Origin of the sequence: Shewanella sp. BJSY2023SW001 (assembly GCF_047314685.1) — a bacterium.
GTDB classification, from domain to species: Bacteria; Pseudomonadota; Gammaproteobacteria; order Enterobacterales; family Shewanellaceae; genus Shewanella; species Shewanella indica.
The window spans coordinates 15,327-30,129 of record NZ_JBKORF010000054.1 but is presented as its reverse complement, the minus strand read 5'-3'; the positions used below and the strand labels follow the sequence as shown (position 1 = coordinate 30,129).

At 50.4% G+C, this 14,803-nt stretch carries 14 protein-coding genes; 12 read left to right on the top strand and 2 right to left on the bottom strand.

Annotation, left to right across the window (positions count from 1 at the left end; translation table 11 throughout):
- Positions 1–375 precede the first annotated feature (375 nt).
- Both ACMHXH_RS12865 and yaaA read left to right on the top strand, forming a co-directional pair.
- Entirely contained in the window at positions 376–1,863 is a 1,488-nt protein-coding gene (locus tag ACMHXH_RS12865) for an alanine/glycine:cation symporter family protein (RefSeq protein ID WP_039034934.1), read from the top strand.
- A 112-nt stretch (positions 1,864–1,975) separates the two neighbouring features.
- A complete protein-coding gene (gene yaaA, locus ACMHXH_RS12860; protein ID WP_039034888.1) occupies positions 1,976–2,752 on the top strand; it encodes a peroxide stress protein YaaA in 777 nt (258 codons plus the stop codon).
- A 73-nt stretch (positions 2,753–2,825) separates the two neighbouring features.
- Here yaaA and ACMHXH_RS12855 read toward each other — a convergent pair whose 3' ends face one another.
- Complete coding sequence (locus tag ACMHXH_RS12855) at positions 2,826–4,229, bottom strand: M28 family metallopeptidase (RefSeq protein ID WP_039034887.1); 1,404 nt, start codon at positions 4,227–4,229, stop codon at positions 2,826–2,828.
- Positions 4,230–4,364: 135 nt separating this feature from the next.
- Here ACMHXH_RS12855 and ACMHXH_RS12850 point away from each other — a divergent pair, with 135 nt between their 5' ends.
- On the top strand, positions 4,365–4,661 hold the full coding sequence (locus tag ACMHXH_RS12850) for an ArsR/SmtB family transcription factor (protein ID WP_025011907.1): 297 nt from the start codon (positions 4,365–4,367) through the stop codon (positions 4,659–4,661).
- A 62-nt stretch (positions 4,662–4,723) separates the two neighbouring features.
- Here the strand turns inward: ACMHXH_RS12850 and rpsT are convergent, their stop codons facing one another.
- A complete protein-coding gene (rpsT, locus tag ACMHXH_RS12845; protein ID WP_039034886.1) occupies positions 4,724–4,990 on the bottom strand; it encodes a 30S ribosomal protein S20 in 267 nt (88 codons plus the stop codon).
- Positions 4,991–5,245: 255 nt separating this feature from the next.
- Between rpsT and murJ the strand changes: the two genes are divergently transcribed.
- The 9 genes from murJ (at position 5,246) to ACMHXH_RS12800 (ending at position 14,800) form a co-directional block, all read left to right on the top strand.
- Positions 5,246–6,805, top strand: coding sequence for a murein biosynthesis integral membrane protein MurJ (gene murJ / locus ACMHXH_RS12840; RefSeq protein WP_144362143.1), 1,560 nt, complete (start codon positions 5,246–5,248; stop codon positions 6,803–6,805).
- A 65-nt stretch (positions 6,806–6,870) separates the two neighbouring features.
- The gene (ribF, locus tag ACMHXH_RS12835) at positions 6,871–7,806 is read left to right on the top strand and encodes a bifunctional riboflavin kinase/FAD synthetase (RefSeq protein ID WP_071238256.1); all 936 of its coding nucleotides are present in this window, start codon (positions 6,871–6,873) and stop codon (positions 7,804–7,806) included.
- 33 nt (positions 7,807–7,839) lie between these two features.
- Positions 7,840–10,665 (top strand): isoleucine--tRNA ligase, encoded by a 2,826-nt coding sequence (gene ileS, locus ACMHXH_RS12830; protein WP_071477007.1) that lies wholly within the window; start codon positions 7,840–7,842, stop codon positions 10,663–10,665.
- Positions 10,666–10,676: 11 nt separating this feature from the next.
- Positions 10,677–11,192 (top strand): signal peptidase II, encoded by a 516-nt coding sequence (lspA, locus tag ACMHXH_RS12825; protein ID WP_025011911.1) that lies wholly within the window; start codon positions 10,677–10,679, stop codon positions 11,190–11,192.
- Between the two features lie 5 nt (positions 11,193–11,197).
- A complete protein-coding gene (gene fkpB / locus ACMHXH_RS12820) occupies positions 11,198–11,620 on the top strand; it encodes an FKBP-type peptidyl-prolyl cis-trans isomerase (RefSeq protein ID WP_039034883.1) in 423 nt (140 codons plus the stop codon).
- A 1-nt stretch (position 11,621) separates the two neighbouring features.
- Positions 11,622–12,575, top strand: coding sequence for a 4-hydroxy-3-methylbut-2-enyl diphosphate reductase (ispH, locus tag ACMHXH_RS12815; RefSeq protein ID WP_039034882.1), 954 nt, complete (start codon positions 11,622–11,624; stop codon positions 12,573–12,575).
- A gap of 255 nt (positions 12,576–12,830) precedes the next feature.
- Complete coding sequence (gene pilV / locus ACMHXH_RS12810; protein ID WP_082014314.1) at positions 12,831–13,376, top strand: type IV pilus modification protein PilV; 546 nt, start codon at positions 12,831–12,833, stop codon at positions 13,374–13,376.
- A gap of 4 nt (positions 13,377–13,380) precedes the next feature.
- Positions 13,381–14,355 (top strand): PilW family protein, encoded by a 975-nt coding sequence (locus tag ACMHXH_RS12805; RefSeq protein ID WP_071477008.1) that lies wholly within the window; start codon positions 13,381–13,383, stop codon positions 14,353–14,355.
- 10 nt (positions 14,356–14,365) lie between these two features.
- Positions 14,366–14,800: a PilX N-terminal domain-containing pilus assembly protein gene (locus ACMHXH_RS12800; protein ID WP_071477019.1), complete on the top strand. Its 435-nt coding sequence runs from the start codon at positions 14,366–14,368 to the stop codon at positions 14,798–14,800.
- The last annotated feature ends 3 nt before the right edge of the window (positions 14,801–14,803 follow it).

Genomic DNA, 14,803 nt, shown 5'->3' with positions numbered 1-14,803 from the left:
ATATTTGTAGTTTTATTACAAAAACGTGCCCAACATCCAAGTTTTGAAAGTTTGTTTAGCTGGTGGTTTTTTTAGAAAATTAGTGTGACACCATTGTTGTTCAAGTTAAAACTCTAGTTTGTTCTGGTATTTTTATGGTGAATTTACTGTCGGTCGAGTGATTAAGTGTGATCTTGATCACGCGGTATTTTCAAGTTCCTATGCTATTTTCTTCGCCCTCAAGCCCGGTCGGCATACCTTGGGGTATGTAGGATAATTCGAAAAGAAACTGGCCGACGCTTATCCTTTTTCATTCAGGAAGGAATCTTAACCACAAACTTGGCGATATACCGTCAGAGATGGGCCAGGTTTGTCACGGGAAAGCTTACAATTATGATAATAGAAACCATAGTCGATTTTTTGAACTCTCTGCTTTGGGGAAAACTATTGGTCTATGCCTTGGTGGGCGCTGGCTTGTACTTCACTCTAAGGCTTTTGTTCATTCAGCTTACTCACCTGGGGCATTCTGCCAAGGTGATGGCTACCAGTAGGCAGGGCTGTGACAGCGGCTTGTCTTCATTTCAGGTATTTTGTACCAGTATGGCCGCCAGGGTCGGTGCCGGTAATATGGCCGGGGTGGCCGTTGCCATAGGTGCCGGTGGCCCTGGTGCTGTTTTTTGGATGTGGCTTATCGCTCTGTTGGGTATGGCTACGGCCATGATTGAGTCGACTTTGGCTCAGATCTATAAGGTAAAAGATAAAGATGACCAGTTTCGTGGCGGCCCCTCCTATTATATGGAAAGGGGGCTTGGCCAGCGCTGGATGGGGATTCTCTTCTCCGTATTCTTGATCATCGCCTTTGGTTTGGTTTTCAATGCCGTTCAGGCCAATACCATTACGGGAGCATTGGAAATTGTGTTTGATGTCAAAGAGGCTTACTGGTTTGACATTAAAGCAACTTATTGGATAGGTATTCTGCTGGTGATCACCAGTGGCTTGGTCATCATGGGTGGGCTGCGTAAAGTTGCGCGGGTATCCGAGGTAGTTGTACCTATTATGGCTTTTGCTTATATCCTGATCGCCTTGGTCGTTGTCGGGATGAATATTGAGCAATTGCCGACCATTCTCAAACTGATAGTCAACAGCGCCTTCGGTTGGCAAGAGGCCGCTGCCGGTGGGGTGGCTTATACTGTGGCTCAGGCGATGCAGTCAGGGATAGCCCGCGGTTTATTCTCCAACGAGGCGGGTATGGGGAGTGCTGCCAACGTCGCTGCCAGCGCCTCACCGACACCAAACCATCCTGCTTCCCAAGGGTTTGTACAGATGATAGGAGTGTTTATGGACACTATTGTTATCTGTAGTGCAACAGCCGCAATAATCTTGCTGGCTGGCGATCTCAGCAGTGTTAATATCGGCGAGGGGGACAAAGGGATCCAACTGACCATAGCGGCTTTGACCACTCATGTTGGAGATTGGGGTGGCTTTTTTGTGGCCTTTGCCATCTTACTGTTTTGCTTCACCTCAATAATCGCCAACTACTCTTATGCCGAAACCAATGTGCTGTTCCTTTCCAATAATAGCCGTAAAGTGTTGCCCCTGTTCCGCTTGTGCGTACTAGGCATGGTGATGTTTGGAGCTGTGGCGAAAATAACCTTGGTATGGAATTTGGCCGATCTTTCCATGGGCTTGATGGCGACAGTCAACATCATTGCCTTGGTACTGCTTTCCGGTATTGCCATGCGGGTGATTAATGATTACCGCGATCAGTTGAGTGAAGGCAAAGAACCTGTGTTTGATAAGAGCAAGTTTCCTGAGCTTGAAGAACATATTGAAGAGGGTATCTGGACCGGTGAACCTGTGGTTCGCAGTGGCAAAGGCTGGTAACTGAAACCGGCCCCAGATTGGGGCCATCGGAAAAACCACGCTATCAATGCGTGGTTTTTTTATTTACTGCCAGTATCATGGGCAGTTCTATACCAAATAAGACGGAGTGAATATGCTGATTTTGGTTTCACCGGCCAAGACGCTGGATTATGACAACCCGGCGGCGGTATCTGAATACAGCCTGCCACAGTTTCTCGAGCACAGCAGCGAGCTTATTCAGGTTTGCCGGGAGCTGACCCCAGCCAATATTGCTTCTTTGATGAAAGTCAGTGACAAAATTGCCGGCTTAAATGCCGCCAGATTCGCCGAGTGGCAGCCTGATTTCACCCCGGAGAATGCCAAGCAAGCACTCTATGCTTTCCGTGGTGATGTATATACAGGTCTGGATGCAGACAGCCTTGCCCCGGAAACGGTTGCTCGGGCTCAGCAGCATCTGCGTATTTTATCCGGGCTCTATGGTCTCTTGAGGCCCCTGGACTTGATGCAAGCCTATCGGCTGGAAATGGGTACCTCTTTGGTGAATCCCAGGGGCAGTAACCTGTACGCCTTTTGGGGCGATATCATCACAGATGCCATCAATCAGGCATTGGCTCAGCAAGGGGATGATATTGTGGTGAATTTGGCGTCCAACGAGTACTTCAAAGCGGTTAAACCCAAGCAGGTTGCCGGACGTATTATCACGCCTGTATTCAAAGACTGTAAAAATGGTCAGTATAAGGTAATAAGCTTTTACGCCAAGAAGGCCAGAGGCATGATGGCTCGTTACCTGTTGGAGCAAGAGGAACAGAGTCTGGAGCGATTAAAGGCATTTAACAGCGCCGGCTATTATTACAGTGAAGCCGAGTCCAGCCCTGGCTCCCCTGTGTTCCTGCGGGAAGAACAGAGCTGATACCCTTTCCCGCTATATAAAGATAAGAAAGCCGTTCATTATTGAACGGCTTTTGGCTTCTAAAGCGTGTGATTTACTGCTTGGCAGGCAGCGGTCGCAGTTCCAGTTCAGACTGTGCCATCAAATAGGCGAACTGGGCATAGGCCGCAACGTTTTGTGCCAGCGCCTTGGGATCTATTTTGTCCAGGGTATCGTTGGGGGTGTGGTGGTAGTCAAAGTAATCGGTACCATCCTGGCGCAGGGAGGCCACAGGAACGCCACTGGCCGGCAACATGGAAACATCCGGACCACCATAGGCACTGTTGTCACCGGCGGCAACGCCGTTTTGTTGCATCACCTGGGTCAGTTGCTGTAGTTTGGGCAGCACTTGCTCATTGACCTGAAAGTCGATGCGGTAGATAGGGCCAGCCCCGAAATCCGATTCGGCGGCGATATAGTGTTTATCCAGTTCTGCAGCGTGGGCCTTGGCATAAGCCTTGCCACCAACCAAGCCTATCTCTTCGGCGGCATAGAGCACGACACGTATCGTCCGAGCCGGCTTTTCCGGCAAATCTTGAATAAGCTTAGCGGCAGCGGTGACAATCGCGACCCCGGCACCGTCATCTATAGCGCCCGTGCCTTCATCCCAGGAGTCCAGATGAGCCCCTATCAGTACGATTTCATCTGGCTTGCTGCTGCCGGTGACTTCGGCGATGACGTTATAGGAAATGGCGCTGCCCTTGTTCTTGGGAGACATCTTCAAAGAGAGGGTGATATCGGCAGAACGCTTGAGCATGGCATTGACCAGATCGGCATCCGGCGCTGACATGGCCGCCGCCGGGATCCGCTTTAAGCCTTCTTCATAACGCATGGTGCCGGTATGGGCCATACGGTCATGATCTGTACCTATTGAACGGATAACTATTGCCAGGGCACCTTTTCGCGCTGCCTCTATAGCGCCTCGTGAGCGGCCCCCTACGCTCTTGCCATAACCTTTACCTGTCTTGTGTCGCTCGGTTTTCTGATCGATAAAGACAATTTTGCCGGCAACATCATCAGGATTGGCTTCTTTAAGTGCAGCGAGGCTGTCAAAACGCACTATCTTGGCCGTGATACCTTCAGTAGGAGTGGCCACACTACCTCCCAATGCCGTGATAACCAGAGGCTGTTGGAAGGGGGCCACTATGCTGGCACTGGCTTCACCGCGTTCCCACACCGGAACTTCCACAGCTTCTTTATAAACACGGTCAAAACCCAGTGACTGCAGCTTTTTCTCCGCCCAGGCAACCGCCACGGCGTCTTTTGGGCTACCAGCCAGGCGAGGGCCGACTTCCACAGTTAAAGATTCCACAATTTGAAAGCCGAGGTCAGAACTGAGGGCTTTTTGCTGCAATGACTCAGCAAGCAGTTGATTTGTATTGGAAGGTGAGGGGGATTGACAGCCAATAAGTGATGAAATCAACAGTGGAAGTAACAGGGCGGTTCGATAGCTTTTCATGTGTTTCCTTTGTTTTTATTAGGTATGTCCCATTTTTGAAAACAATCTAACAAAAAGTGTGCTTTATGTCCCGACTATCTCCGTAAGGCAAGGCTATATTAGGGACGGAGTTTGTATTAGGAGAATAGGCTCGTCATGAATATTGAGTTGATGCAGCAGCGAGCGGACCATGCCGTCGTGTTATTGAAGGCGCTGGCCAATGAGAGGCGTTTATTTATTCTGTGCTATCTCCTGAGTGAGGGAGAGATGTGCGTTGGGGAAATGAACAAGAAACTGGGATTGAGTCAGTCGGCTTTGTCTCAGCATCTGGCTTGGTTGCGTAAAGACAATCTGGTGGCCACCCGCAAAGAAGCCCAGACAGTGTACTATTCGCTCAAGAGTGAAGAAGTGCGCGAAATCATCAAGCTGTTGAATAACATCTATTGTCATTGATGTTATTGAATTTTAGATATAAAAAAACCGGCAATGCCGGTTTTTTTTATACAGGTATCGAATTAAGCAGCCAGTGCTTTGATACGAGTGTTCAGACGAGCCTTATGACGGGCAGCCTTATTCTTGTGGATCAGGCCTTTGGTTGCCATACGGTCAAGAATGGGTTGTGCAACAGCGAAAGCTTCAGTAGCCGCTTTGTGATCGCCAGCTTTGATAGCAGCGATAACTTTTTTCACGTAGGTACGCAACATAGAGCGACGGCTAGCGTTGTGTTGACGACGCTTTTCTGATTGAAGCGCGCGCTTCTTTGCAGTCTTGCTATTAGCCAAGGTGCAACTCCTAAAAACTGGATTTGATACTTTTAAAGGCCGAGGAGAATGCCCGGTTTTCGTCACTTTGTCAATGACAATGATTGAATATCCATCATAAAGATAAATTAATCCAACCTGATTTGGCTATCCTCAACCCAACTCGTGTAAGATGTGGCGCAATTCTACCAGCAATTGCTGGCATGTGACAGAGCTTAAGTGGAATTTTTGAGACTTGCCGCCGTTTATGGCGGCTTGAGTCTTCTGGGGGAATATTTGAGCAAAAAATTGGTACGGTCCGGCGCTATCGTCAGCGTCATGACCTTGATTTCCCGTGTATTGGGATTAATACGGGATGTGGTAGTCGCCAACTTGATGGGCGCGGGCAGCAGTGCCGATGTGTTCTTTTTTGCCAACAAGATCCCTAACTTTTTGCGGCGATTGTTTGCTGAAGGTGCTTTTGCTCAGGCCTTTGTACCTGTATTGACTCAGTATCAGGAGAAAGAGTCCAGCGAAGAGGTCAAACTCTTATTATCAAAGGTAGCCGGTACCTTGGGGTTATTGGTAACAGTCGTGACCTTGATTGGGGTTTTGGCTTCGCCAATATTGACCGCTTTGTTTGGTGCAGGCTGGTTTATGGCCTGGGTTAATGATGAGCCTGACGGCGCCAAGTTTGAACTGGCTTCGTTAATGTTGAAGATCACTTTTCCCTATCTTTGGTTTATCACTTTTACCGCCTTGGCCGGCTCGATTCTCAATACCCGTGGCCGTTTTGCCGTTTCGGCCTTTACTCCGGTATTTCTCAACGTCGCCATTATCGCTGCAGCATTGTGGTTGAGTCCTACCCTGGATAAGCCTGAAATCGGTTTGGCCTGGGGGGTGTTCTTCGGTGGTGTGATTCAGTTTTTGTTTCAAATTCCTTTTCTGCTGCAGGAAAAAGCGCTGGTCAAGCCCTCTTGGGGCTGGAATCATCCCGGGGTGGTTAAAATCCGCACTTTGATGATCCCGGCGTTATTTGGGGTTTCTGTGTCACAAATTAACCTGCTGCTGGATACTTTTATCGCCAGTTTTCTGGTTACAGGCTCCATCAGTTGGCTCTATTATTCGGATCGCTTGTTGGAGTTCCCGCTGGGGTTATTTGGTATTGCCATTGCTACCGTTATTTTGCCTGCTCTTTCCAAAAAACACGTTAATGCAGAGGGGGAGGGGTTTGATCGCACTATGGATTGGGGGGTTCGCGCCATTCTGCTGCTGGGTTTACCGGCCATGATGGGGCTGATTGTATTGGCTCAGCCCATGTTGATGGTGCTTTTTATGCGTGGTGCCTTTAGCGTCAATGACGTGGAAATGGCTTCCTATTCTCTGGTGGCCTACGGCTCAGGTTTGTTGAGTTTTATGCTGATCAAGGTGCTGGCGCCCGGATATTATGCTCGTCAGGACACCAAGACACCTGTGCGTTATGGCATCATTGCTATGGTTAGCAACATGGGTTTCAATATTATTTTTGCCGTGCCATTTGGGTATGTAGGACTGGCCATTGCTACTTCTCTGTCTGCTTTACTCAACGCGTCTCTTCTATATCGCGGTTTGCATCTGGCTGGTGTATATAGAGTTAGTAAGCAAACTATTATCTTTTTTATCAAGGTCTTATTGGCAACGGCGGCAATGGTTTGCCTGTTAATTTACTTTTCACCAGAGCAGGCGCAATGGCTTGAGTGGTCGTTTGTTGAGCGATTCGCTCATCTGTTTTCCCTGATACTCGGCGGTGCTTTAGGGTACTTTATGGCATTGGTACTGTTTGGGATCCGTCCGTGGCGGCTCAAAGCCCGGAACTGAGGGCTGATTCTGCTGCCGAGCTGTTATATAATCCGCCAATTTACGTTTGAGCAGTCATTGATTTCATGGAACTGATTCGCGGAATACACAATATATTGCCGGCCCATCGCGGTTGTGTGCTGACCATAGGTAACTTTGATGGTGTACACAGGGGCCATGCCGAAGTGATAGCCAATCTGGTCAAAAAGGCGCGTCACTTTGGTTTGCCGGCCACCCTGATGACATTTGAGCCGCAACCGCAGGAACTGTTTCGCGGCCAGGATGCCCCTGCGCGCTTGAGCCTGCTTCGTGATAAGGTCAGGTTGCTTGCTGAACTGGGAATAGACAGACTTGTGTGTGTCAATTTCAATCAAAAGTTTGCCCAGATGCCGGCCAAGGAGTTTGTCGAAGAGTTGCTGGTGCGTAAACTTGGGGTCAAGTATCTGGTGGTCGGTGACGATTTCTGTTTTGGACGGGCGCGTCAGGGCAACTTTGAGCTGCTTCGCACTGCCGGTGAACAACACGGTTTTGCGGTAGTCAGTACCCAAAGCTTTTTGGTTGGCGATCACAGGGTCAGTTCCACCATGGTCAGAGAAGCACTGGCCAAGGGCAATCTTGATCAGGCCAGACGTTTATTGGGACATCCCTATACTCTCAGTGGTAAGGTGGCACATGGCAAAAAGCTGGGCCGGACGCTAGGGTTCCCCACAGCCAATATTGCCATGAAGCGTAAAGTGGTTCCCGTGAGGGGCGTTTTTGCGGTCAGGCTCTGGTGGGATGGTAGCGAACAATACGATGGCGTTGCCAATGTGGGTTTTCGCCCCACGGTTCAGGGACAAAACTGCCAGTTGGAAGTGCACCTGTTTGACTTTGAAGGTGACCTCTACGGGCGTAAAGTAGAAGTGGAATTAGTGGCCAAGATCCGTGACGAGAAACCGTTCGAGTCCCTTGAGGCACTTAAGAAACAAATAATGAATGACGCTGATGAGGCTCGCGCCTTACTCAGCAATGAAGCAGGCTGAGCTCTCTTAGCTAAATTAATGGTATTAGGATCAATGAGCGACTATAAATCAACTTTGAATTTGCCGGAAACCGAGTTTCCGATGCGTGGTAATTTGGCAAATCGCGAGCCAGAGATGTTGAAACGCTGGACCGAGGAGAATCTGTACCAACAGATCCGTGATAGCCGTATTGGCCGCAAGCTTTTCATTCTGCACGATGGCCCTCCATATGCGAATGGCGATATTCATATTGGTCACTCAGTTAACAAGATCCTCAAAGATATTATTATCAAATCCAAGACCTTGTCGGGGTTTGATGCGCCTTATGTGCCAGGTTGGGACTGCCATGGTCTGCCGATTGAACTCAAGGTAGAACAGAAAGTGGGTAAGCCTGGACAGAAAATTTCTGCCGCCGAGTTTCGTGACGAGTGCCGTAAGTATGCCGCCAAACAGGTGGATGGTCAGCGCAATGACTTTATCCGTCTCGGCGTACTCGGTGACTGGTTCAAACCTTACCTGACCATGGATTTCAGCACTGAGGCCAACATCATTCGCTCATTGGCTAAAGTGATCGACAACGGCCACCTGCACAAAGGGGTTAAGCCGGTGCATTGGTGTACCGACTGTGGTTCTGCCCTGGCCGAAGCCGAAGTGGAATATGAAGACAAGACTTCACCGGCCATAGACGTGGCCTTTGCCGCCGTGGATAAGGCTAAAGTGCTAGCTGCTTTCGGGGTTACTGAGTATCAAGCGCCAGTCTCCATGGTTATCTGGACTACTACTCCCTGGACCTTGCCTGCCAACCGCGCTTTGTCACTGAGTCCTGATTTGGACTATGTGCTGGTAGAGATTGAGTCTGAAGAAGGTGCCAAGCAAGCGGTTATTCTGGCGGAAGCCCTGCTGGAAAGCTGTATCACCCGTTATGGTGTCAAGAGCCATCAGCTCCTGGGTCGCGCCAAAGGTGCCGAGCTTGAGTTGATGCAGTTCCAACATCCTTTCTATGATTTCAGTGTGCCGGCGATCCTTGGCGATCACGTGACCACAGAGTCCGGTACCGGTGTGGTACACACTGCCCCTGGACACGGTCAGGACGACTTTGTGGTTGGCCAGAAGTATGGTTTGGAAGTGGCTAACCCTGTAGGTGATAACGGCGTTTACAAGGCAGATACCCCGCTGTTTGCCGGCAAGCACGTGTTCAAGGCCAATGATGAAATTGTAGCGCTGCTGCAGGAAAAAGATGCCTTGCTGCACCGCGAAGCTTATCGTCACAGCTACCCTCACTGCTGGCGCCACAAGACTCCTATTATCTTCCGCGCCACACCGCAGTGGTTTATCTCCATGGATAACAAAGGGCTGCGTACTCAAGCTATGGGTGAAATTGAGCAAACCCAGTGGATCCCGGATTGGGGACAGAGCCGGATTGAGAAGATGGTCGAGAACCGTCCTGACTGGTGTATCTCGCGCCAACGTACCTGGGGCGTGCCTATCACTCTGTTTGTTCACAAGGAAACCGAAGAGCTGCATCCAGACAGCGTGGCTTTGATGGAGCGTGTTGCTCATCGCATTGAGCAGCAGGGCATTCAAGCCTGGTGGGATCTGGATGAGTCTGAACTCCTGGGTGAAGATGCAGCACAGTACCGCAAGGTGACCGACACTCTGGATGTTTGGTATGACTCAGGTTCTACCTTCTCATCAGTGGTTGCCGCCCGCCCTGAATTCCAGGGGCAGGGAATTGACCTCTACCTGGAAGGCTCGGATCAGCACCGTGGTTGGTTCATGTCATCACTGATGATTTCAACCGCCATGAACGGCAAGGCACCATACAAGCAGGTACTGACCCACGGCTTTACCGTGGATGGCAAGGGCCGCAAGATGTCCAAGTCTATCGGCAACGTGATTGCACCACAGCAGGTAACCAACAAACTGGGCGCCGATATTCTGCGGCTGTGGGTGGCTTCTACCGACTACAGCGGTGAAATGACGGTATCCGATGAGATCCTTAATCGTAGCGCCGATGCTTATCGCCGTATCCGTAACACCGCCCGCTTCCTGCTGGCTAACCTGAGCGGTTTTGAGCCAGAGACAGACATGATTGCCATCGAAGACATGGTGGCACTGGATCGTTGGGTGGTGCGCCGCGCCGCCAAACTGCAGGAAGAGTTGCTGGAAGCCTATGATGCCTACAACTTCCATATAGTGACCCAGAAGCTGATGCAGTTCTGCTCGGTTGAATTGGGCAGCTTCTATCTGGATATCATCAAGGACAGACAGTATACCGCCAAGCGTGATGGTCACGCCCGTCGCAGCTGTCAGTCGGCTCTGTATCTGATTGCCGAAGCCATGGTGCGTTGGGTGGCCCCGATTCTTAGCTTCACTGCCGATGAAATCTGGCAGTTGCTGCCCGGTAAGCGTGACGCCTATGTGTTTACTCAGGAATGGTACCAGGGCCTCAAGGCTGTCCAGCTGGACTCAGATTTGAGTGATGAATACTGGGCACAGTTGCTGCAGGTTCGTGATGAAGTCAACAAGGCACTGGAGCAAGGCCGCCGCGATAAGCTGATCGGCGGCGCGCTGGAAGCCGAGGTGACTCTGTTTGCCGATGCGGCGCTGACTGAAGCTTTGGCCAAACTGGGTGACGAGCTGCGCTTTGTGCTGCTGACCTCCAAAGCCGTGGTTAAGCCGCTTGCCGATGCGCCTGCCGCTGCCCGTGAAACTGAGCTGGCATCACTTAAGCTAAGCGTTGCCAAGTCAGAAGCGGCCAAGTGTGATCGCTGCTGGCACCACAGAGAAGACGTTGGCCAGATCGCCGAGCATCCGTTGCTGTGTGGCCGCTGTGTGACCAATATCGAAGGAGAAGGTGAACAGCGCCTGTTCGCCTGAGGATAATAAACATGCCCGCAGACTGGAAACAAAGTGGCCTGCGCTGGTATTGGGTGGCTGTGTTGGCCTTTTTGGCTGACCAGCTGTCCAAACAGTGGGTATTGGGGAACTTCAAGCTGTATGAGTCGGTGCAGCTGTTGCCTTTCTTTAATCTGACCTATGTGCGTAACTATGGTGCCGCCTTTAGCTTTCTCAGTGATGCCGGTGGCTGGCAGCGTTGGTTGTTCACTGCCGTCGCTGTCGGCTTCAGTGTGTTGCTGACCGTTTGGCTCAGACGGCAATCGGCTGGATTGTGGCGCCTTAACCTGGCTTACACTCTGGTGATTGGCGGCGCACTGGGAAATCTTGTCGATCGCCTGATGCATGGCTTTGTGGTGGACTTCCTCGATTTTTACTGGAAAACCAGTCATTACCCGGCATTCAATATCGCTGACTCGGCTATCTGTGTTGGCGCAGTCCTGATCATCTGGGATTCATTTTTCGGCGGTGACAAGGCCGCAGCCAAGCAGAATGAAGCCAAGGAGTAACGCAGATGTCTGATGTAAAATCCCTCTTGTGCCACCTTAATATATTGCTGGAAGACGGCTCGACTGCTGACAGTACCAAAGCCTCCGGTAAACCTGCCAGGCTCAATATTGGCGACGGCAGTCTGAGCCCGGCGTTTGAAGCTGAGCTTCTTGAGCTGAAAGCCGGCGATAATCACAGCTTTACCTTGGCCCCAGCCGATGCTTTCGGCGAGTCCAATCCCGATGCCATTCATCACTTGGATCGCACTCGCTTCCCGGCAGATATGACGCTGGAACCCGGTGTTATAGTCAGCTTTGCTGGCCCTGGCGGCAGTGAAATACCCGGAATAGTGAGGGAGATAGCCGGTGATTCTGTCACTGTGGATTTGAACCATCCGCTGGCGGGCCACCAGGTGACCTTTGAACTGGAAGTATTGCAGGAGCTTTGATATGTCAGTAGCAAAATCTACCGGTCTTAACATATTACTGGCCAATCCCAGAGGCTTCTGTGCCGGTGTTGACCGGGCTATCAGCATAGTGGAACGGGCGCTGGAACTCTTTTCCCCGCCTATCTATGTGCGCCATGAAGTAGTGCATAACCGTTATGTGGTTGAAGATCTCAAGCAGCGCGGGGCGATTTTTGTCGATGAACTGGATCAGGTGCCCGACAACAGCATAGTGATTTTCAGTGCTCATGGGGTGTCGCAGGCGGTGCGCAATGAAGCCAAGCGTCGTGGTCTTAAGGTGTTTGATGCCACTTGTCCTCTGGTGACCAAGGTGCATCTGCAGGTGACCCGCGCCAGTCGCAAGGGTATTGAGTGTATTCTTATCGGTCATGCCGGCCATCCCGAAGTGGAAGGCACCATGGGGCAGTACGATAACCCTGAAGGGGGAGTCTATCTCATTGAGTCTCCGGCCGACGTGGATGCATTGCAGGTGAAAGAGCCGGACAACCTTTGCTTTGTTACCCAAACCACGCTGTCGGTGGATGATACCCTGGATATTATTGCCGCGCTGCAGAAGCGGTTCCCTTCGATTGAAGGGCCCAGGAAAGACGATATCTGCTACGCGACCCAAAACCGTCAGGATGCGGTACGTAAAATGGCCCAGGATGTGGACTTGCTGATTGTGGTTGGCTCCAAAAACAGCTCCAATTCCAACAGACTGCGGGAATTGGCGCTCAAGTCTGGCACTCAGGCCTATCTGGTCGATAACGCCGATGATGTAGAACGTGAGTGGTTTGATGGTGTCAGCAAGGTTGCGGTTACTGCCGGGGCTTCTGCTCCTGAGGTGTTGGTGCAGCAGGTTGTTGAGGCTATAGCTAAATTGGCGCCGAGCGTGGTGACAGAAGTGGAAGGGCGCAAGGAAGATACCGTATTTGCCGTACCGGTTGAGCTAAGGTAAGAAACCGCGAGTTTATCGCGCTTATTTAAGCGAACAGCATTTTAAAAAGAGGCTATCTAAGCCTCTTTTTTTTATGGAAAAAATACTTCTTATCAGGCTTGAATTTATTAGCGATACTTGTTACTGGCGATTTACATTCGACTCAACTATCATTAACAGGTATTATTGTTGCGTTTAGCTAACTATAAGATATTAAAGAACTAATAGGCTGAATTTATTGTCAAAAACATGGCGCTGTCTGGAGATTTGACACCTATGAAAAAACGCAGGGAGGGGTTCTCTCTGATTGAGGTTATGGTAGCGCTCGTCATTTTGGTGATAGGGCTTATCGGGATATTTAACTTACATATAGTAGCCAAGCGCGCCAGCTTTGAATCATTTCAACAGACTCAGGCGGCCTACTTTGCCAACGATATCCTCAATCGGATGAAGCTCAATAACAAGGTTTTGAGTAGTTATGAGGGCTCCTATGATGGAAGCGGAAGTGCCCCTGCAAAATCCTGTGATGTGGGCCTTAGCGCCACTGTGACCTGCACTACTGCCGAGACTTTGGCTTGGGATCTTTACCAATGGCAGGAGCTCTTTACCGGCGCTGCTGAAAAGGCAGATAGCCGGAATGTCGGCGGCCTCGATAGCGCCACTGCTTGTCTGACTGTCAATGGCAGTGATGTCACTATCGTGATGGCATGGCGAGGCATTCAGGAAACCGCCGGCACCGCTTATGAAGCGACTGACTGCGGCGATAGCCTGGGGAAGCGTCGGCGGGTTTTTATCCTCAAGACTGTGATTAACCAAGGTTAAGGCGATGAGTGTGACAAATTCAAAGCAGTCGGGTTTTTCTCTGGTTGAGCTCATGGTGGCCATGGTTATCAGCCTGTTTCTGACACTAGGCTTGTTCGCCATGTTCAGTATGTCTGCCACCAATGTTACTACCACAGGGCAGTTCAATCAGTTGCAGGAAAATGGCCGTATCGCGCTGGCTATCATGGTACCGGATCTGAGTCAGGTAGGTTTCTTCGGAGATATGACGGGTACAGACTTTGTGCTGGGTACCAATACTCGGGTCGATAATACAGTTGGGACAGATTGCACCGGCGAGGGGCTCAACAACGCCACTCTGCCTAATGATAAACCTGCCCACTTCAGACGTCTTTGGGGCTATGAGGCCGGGGTGAGTACCGGCTCACTGAGCTGTGTCAGTTCAGTGATTGATAGGACAGATGTGATTCAGATTAAACGTCTGGTGGGGCCTCCCGGTACCGGCGGTGGTTTTCGGGTAGCGACAACGGCCAGCCAGGCGGTGTTTTTTAACGATACAGATCCCGCCCTTGAAAACCAAAGGGTGTGGGAATATCAACACCATGTTTACTTTATCAAAGACAATAACGGCGTGCCGGTTCTGACCCGCAAATCACTTTCTAAAAATGGAATGGATGTGGACGAACCCTTGGTCGAAGGCATAGAGAATATGCGCATTCTCTATGGGTTTGATGAGGATGGTGATGACACAGCCGATAGCTTTATGCCGGTGCAGAGTGTGACGGATCTAATGTGGGATAACCAGCTGTTTCAGCGAATTGTGGCCTTGAGAGTCTTTTTACTGGTACGTTCAGTTGCAGAGGACAAGGCATATACAAATGAGAATACCTATCAAATAGGTGATAAAACAATTACATACCCAAGGCCAGACGAGAATGACAATGTAAAACCTGATCACTTCCGCCGTAAGGTGGTTTCGACCACTGTGGTGCTTGAAAACCCGGTGTTGATAAGGAATTAAGTAGATGAAGATAAGGCAGCAGCGGGGAGTTGTACTTTTTTTTGCACTTATCCTCCTGATTATTTTGACCTTAATTGGTGTGGCACTGGCGGTTAACTCCAGTCAGTCGCTGCGCATGGCCGGCGCCGGTGCCGAGCGGGTGGAAGCCAAAGCCTTGGCCGATGGTGGGTTGCAGGCGGTTATTACAGAGTATGCCGGGGCGCCATTTGCGAATGTTAAAGATGAAGTGGGTTTGGACAGATTTTATGGTAAGCAGGTTATTTCGCCTTTACCGGAAACAGGGGTGAAGGATGTTAGTTGTCAAAGAACCTCCAATGCTACCGGAGCCAATTTAGTGAGTTGTCGCCGATTTCAGATAACAAGTACAGTCAGTTATGGCCGCGATAGCCTAGGTTCGTTAACGGTTGCATCCGGAGTTGAACAGCAAATACTTACAGGAAACTAAAAT